Annotated in this window: 5 protein-coding genes and 1 pseudogene; 2 read left to right on the top strand and 4 right to left on the bottom strand. The window is 75.6% G+C overall.

Features of this window, described 5'->3' with window-relative positions:
- Positions 1–166: 166 nt before the first annotated feature.
- Positions 167–763 carry a TetR/AcrR family transcriptional regulator gene (locus tag B7L92_RS20430; protein ID WP_081238956.1) on the bottom strand — a complete coding sequence of 199 codons (597 nt, stop codon included), beginning with the start codon at positions 761–763 and terminating at the stop codon, positions 167–169.
- A gap of 111 nt (positions 764–874) precedes the next feature.
- Here B7L92_RS20430 and B7L92_RS20425 point away from each other — a divergent pair, with 111 nt between their 5' ends.
- Complete coding sequence (locus tag B7L92_RS20425; protein WP_081238955.1) at positions 875–1,561, top strand: SDR family oxidoreductase; 687 nt, start codon at positions 875–877, stop codon at positions 1,559–1,561.
- A 66-nt stretch (positions 1,562–1,627) separates the two neighbouring features.
- Here the strand turns inward: B7L92_RS20425 and B7L92_RS20420 are convergent, their stop codons facing one another.
- Together B7L92_RS20420 and B7L92_RS20415 are read right to left on the bottom strand one after the other, a co-directional pair.
- On the bottom strand, positions 1,628–3,169 hold the full coding sequence (locus B7L92_RS20420) for a hypothetical protein (RefSeq protein WP_081238954.1): 1,542 nt from the start codon (positions 3,167–3,169) through the stop codon (positions 1,628–1,630).
- Entirely contained in the window at positions 3,139–3,546 is a 408-nt protein-coding gene (locus B7L92_RS20415) for a DUF397 domain-containing protein (RefSeq protein ID WP_255311054.1), read from the bottom strand. Before B7L92_RS20415 ends, B7L92_RS20420 begins: the two co-directional genes overlap by 31 nt.
- 25 nt (positions 3,547–3,571) lie before the next feature.
- Between B7L92_RS20415 and B7L92_RS39590 the strand changes: the two genes are divergently transcribed.
- Positions 3,572–3,727, top strand: coding sequence for a hypothetical protein (locus B7L92_RS39590; RefSeq protein ID WP_170102225.1), 156 nt, complete (start codon positions 3,572–3,574; stop codon positions 3,725–3,727).
- A gap of 289 nt (positions 3,728–4,016) precedes the next feature.
- Here B7L92_RS39590 and B7L92_RS20410 read toward each other — a convergent pair.
- Positions 4,017–4,352, bottom strand: a pseudogene (locus tag B7L92_RS20410) (nucleotidyltransferase domain-containing protein); the annotation flags it as partial.

Here is a 4,352-nt window from a genome sequence, read left to right as displayed (position 1 = left end):
GTCCACCCCGCCGCCCCTGCCCATCCCGTCCGCCCTGTCCATCCCGTCAACGTACGGCGCCGTCCCGGTCCGGGGTGGGCCGAACCGCGACATCCCCGCCGCGGATCCGTAGCGGGGCCGCCGCCCCGATCCGCCGCCGTGTCCACCGCGCGCGCCGTCCGTCCGGTCAGTCGGCCGCCGTCAGGGCCGCGCGCGCGGCCGCGAGGATCTCCTCGGAGATCGGGAAGTCCTTGGTGGCCCGCGCCAGGACGAGTGCGCCGAACAGGGTGCACAGCCGGACGATGCCGTCCTGGTCCTCGGCGCCCGCGGCCTCCTCGGCACCCGCGGCGTCCTCGTCGCCGAGCCACTCGGCGAAGCCGCGCACCCCCTCGGCGTAGACGCGCCGGGCCTCCAGGTCCGCGTGGCCGCGCGCCATGTCGGTGGCGAGCGCGGCGACGGGGCACCCGTCCGCCGCGCCGTCCCGGTGCTCGACGGAGAGATAGGTGTCGACCAGCGCCCGCCGGGCGTCGTCGCGTCCCCCGGCCCGCTGCCCGGGTCCGGCGTCCCGGCGCCGGACGAGTTCGCCGAACGCGTGGGCGGTGGCTTCGTCGATGAGCGCCTCCTTGGAGGCGAACTGCTTGTAGAAGCCGCCGTGGGTCAGCCCGGCCGCCTTCATGAGGTCGGCGACGCTGACGTGCGTCCCCTGCTCCCGGAACAGCCGGGAGGCGGTTTCCACCACCCGTCGACGGTTCTCCTCCGCCTGCGCCTGCGATACGCGGCCCATGGGCCACCTCCCCTTGGATGTCGGTTGACATCTATCCTAGGCCGGGTTTTAGATTATGAGCGTCATCTAATTCACGTGGGCCGTCGAACGCCCTCGACGCTGGGAGCAGACGTGGAACTGAAGGACGCGGTCGCCGTGGTCACCGGTGCCAACCGGGGGCTCGGCCGACATCTGGCCGCTCAGCTCGTGGAACGCGGAGCGAAGGTGTACGCGGCGGCCCGCCGCCCCGAGACGGTGGACCTGCCGGACGTCGTCCCGCTGCGGCTGGACGTGACGGACGAGGAATCGATCCGGGCCGCGGCCCGCACCGCCTCCGACGCGACCCTGCTGGTGAACAACGCGGGCATCTCCACCGGCGCACGGCTGATCGCGGGCGACCCGGACGCGGTGCGCGCGGAGATGGAGACGAACTTCTTCGGCCCCCTCGCCGTGACCCGGGCCTTCACCCCCGTCATCCGGGACAACGGCGGCGGTGCCGTGCTCAACGTCCTGTCCGTCCTGTCCTGGCTGCACCCGGCCGGCGTCGGAGGCTATGCCGCGGCCAAGGCCGCCGCCTGGGCGCTGACCGACGCGGCCCGGGAGGAACTGGCGCCCCACGGCATCGCCGTCTCGGCGCTGCACGTCGGCTACATGGACACCGACATGGCCGCGGCCGTGCCCGCCGACCGGAAGACCGACCCGGCCGACGTCGCCGCGCAGGCCCTGGACGGCGTCGAGAAGGGCCTGCCCGAGATCCTCGCCGACGAGACCACCCGGTACGTCAAGCAGGGCCTGTCCGCTGCGCCGCACGCGGCCTGAGACGCCCTGCCGAAGCGACGGCGGTCTGACCCCGGTAGGACCGTGAGGGCCGGACCCGGCATGCCCTCACGGGACTCCGGCCACCGCTCGCGACGTCAGCCGGGACATCACCGCACTCGGCAGCGACGGGTTGGCGGCCGCCGCCTCCACGACCTGCCAGTCAGCGTCCTCCAGCAGCTCGACGATCGTCCGCTCCGGCAGCGCCGGGTGACCGGCGGCCACCCGCCTGGCCCGTGCGTCCGCGAGGCAGGGCAGCAGGGCCCGGGCCGTCGCGTTCCGGTGTCCGGCGATCTCGTGCAAGGCTCTCCGCACCGCTCGTCGCCGGAGGGCCAGGTCCTCCAACAGCGCAGGCGGAGCATCCGGGTTGGCCGCCACACCGGCGACGACCCGGCCGCCGTGCCGGTCGGCCATGGCGCGCAACCGCACGTCGGACAGGCCCGGATGGGGCGCGACGGAGGCGACCACCTTCGCGTCGGGGTCGGCGGCCAACGCGTCCCGGATCTCGGGCGGCAGGTCGCGTCGCGCCGCCACGAGCATCCGCGCCCCGGGGACCGGTGACGCCGCCAGGCTCGCGACCTCCGCCGGGGAGGCGCCGGCGATGCGGGGCAGCAGGACCGGGCCGATCCTCGTGGCGCCGGCCAACTGCGTGAGCACGTCGAGCGGGACGTCCGGGTGGTGCGCCAGTCCGCGCCGCACGCCGTGCTCGGGGTCGGTGGCCAGGGCGCGGATCAGCGCCTCGTCGATCGCCGGGTTCTCGGCGAGGTCGGCTCGGACACCGGGGACGGGGTCCTCGGCGAGACGCCTGCAGACGTGCACCGGCAGGTCGGGGCGGGCCGCGAGCGCGCCGCGCAGCACCGGCGAAGGATGCTCGGCGAAGTGGAGGAGGGCGGCGACCGGTGCGGCCGGATTCCGCACCGCCCTCTGCCACGTGTCCCGCACGGTGGATTCGTGGGAGCCGTAGCAGGAGGCGCCCGGAGGCAGGTCGCAGTCGGTCCGCGGGCAAGACGGATCATGGACGAACGGCGTCTGCTCCCGGTCGCAGACCGAGCACCGTCGCGCCGGAGGCAGTCCTTCGCCGCCGACCGGCCCGGCCAACTCGGCCAGCACGGCCGGCGGGGTCCTCTCGTTGGCGGCCACCGCGCACCGGACCTCGGCGTGCGGATGCTCCGCGAGCCGGGCGGCCGTGTCGGGCGTCGTCCACCGGGCGAGTTCCGCCACGACGCGTATCTCCGGATCGGCGGCCAGTGTCGCCGTCACGTCCGGCGGCAGATCCGGGCAGGCGGCCAGCCTCTCCCGGCGCTCCGCGTCCGGATCCGACGCGAGCAGGCGCGCCCACTCGGGCCGACCGGTGCCCTCCGCGAGCAGGGCGAGCGCGGCACGGGGCCGCGCGAGGGGATCGATGTCGGAGGCGGTCAGCCGCCCCGCGTACGCGAGTCGCACGGCGGCCTCGTCGCCGCGCGCCGCCAGCGCGGCCGTCTGCGTTCCGCCGAGGTCGGCACGCGTGGCGAGTTCCGCGGCGAGGTCGTCGTCCGCGATCCCGATCAGCCGGTCGACGAGGTCGGACGGCAGGGCCGTGTTCACGGCGAGCCCGCACAGCACATGATCCACCGGATCATCATGACCGGACGGCGCCCGAAGGGCTCGTGGTTTTCCGCTCCGCCCGGTACGGGTCCGCCGTCCGCTCGACGCCGCGTCAGCCGGCTTCCCTCCGGGGCGCCTTCTCGGATTCGGCACGTCCGGCGCATCCCTTCCCGGACGAGCCGCCGGGACGCGATCACCACCGTGGTCCTGCGGGCACGCCGGTGCCCCGTGGCCCGGATCGACGGCCACGGAGCACCGCGATGCTCTTCGCCCCATGCGGTCCGCCGGGCGGCGAACCCGACGAACCCCGCCCACGCCTCCGGCGTCAGGCTGACCACGGGGCCCGCCCGGTACTTCGAGTCGCGGACGTGCAGGGTGCCGCTTCCGGGAGCCGCCTCGGTCACGGAACCGAGGTGTGGCCAGGGGCGGGTGGCGATCGAGATGGCGGGGCTCCTCGACCACGACCTGCCCACCCTGTTCCACGCCGACGACGTCGACCCCGCGGCCGCTTTCCTCGTCGTGCCTCCCGCGTCGCCCCCGGTCCCTCCCCCGGCGGACAAGGGCCCCGAGCCCCGGGAAGCGTGATCGCGTCCCTGCGGCCCGGTGACGGTCGGCGGAGGACGCTCCCCCTCCGACCTGCGCGGCAGGACCGGACGGGCCCGGGCGCCCGTACCGATGACGACGGCACCCACGATGACCGACCGTGGGGGTCCCGGCCGCTCACCCGACCTCACCCGCGTGGGCAGCAAGCCCGCACCGCGGGGTGACGGCACCCGGTGCTCACCGCGGCGTCGCGCGGTGAGGAACCGGTGGTCCCCGCCCGGGCTCCGTCCGGCCGTCCCGCCGAACGGGGCCGCGGCGCCGGTCGGCCGAATCACCGCCGGGCCGCCTCCACGGCTCGGTCGAACCGCTCCTCCGCGGCCTCGACCACCCGCGCGAGGACGTCCGGGCTGCTCTCCAGGCCCTCCAGCAAGGTGTCCACGTCCCCGAGCCCGGCCCGTGCGACGAGTCCCTTCTCATTGGTCACCCACTCCCCCCGCGCCGCCATCACCGCGTGCGCGGTGTGGGTCGCGGCGACGGCGATGCTCCCCGCGACCTGGGTGAGGGCGCCCTTGGGGGCGTGGCCGGCCCTGGCGTAGGCGAGGGTGGCGGCGGCCGTGCCGTGCCAGCGGGGCGGGGCGGTCTCGCGCAGGGCCGGCCACGCCCCCAA

This window comes from Streptomyces viridosporus, from assembly GCF_002078235.1.
Classification (GTDB): domain Bacteria; phylum Actinomycetota; class Actinomycetes; order Streptomycetales; family Streptomycetaceae; genus Streptomyces; species Streptomyces viridosporus.
The sequence above is the reverse complement of the archived record's forward strand: the minus strand, read 5'-3'. Positions and strand labels throughout refer to the sequence as shown.

Bases quoted from the DNA above. Each gene is read 5' to 3' on its own strand.
- B7L92_RS20430 (WP_081238956.1), bottom strand. From the start codon at position 763: ATGGGCCGCGTATCGCAGGCGCAGGCGGAGGAGAACCGTCGACGGGTG.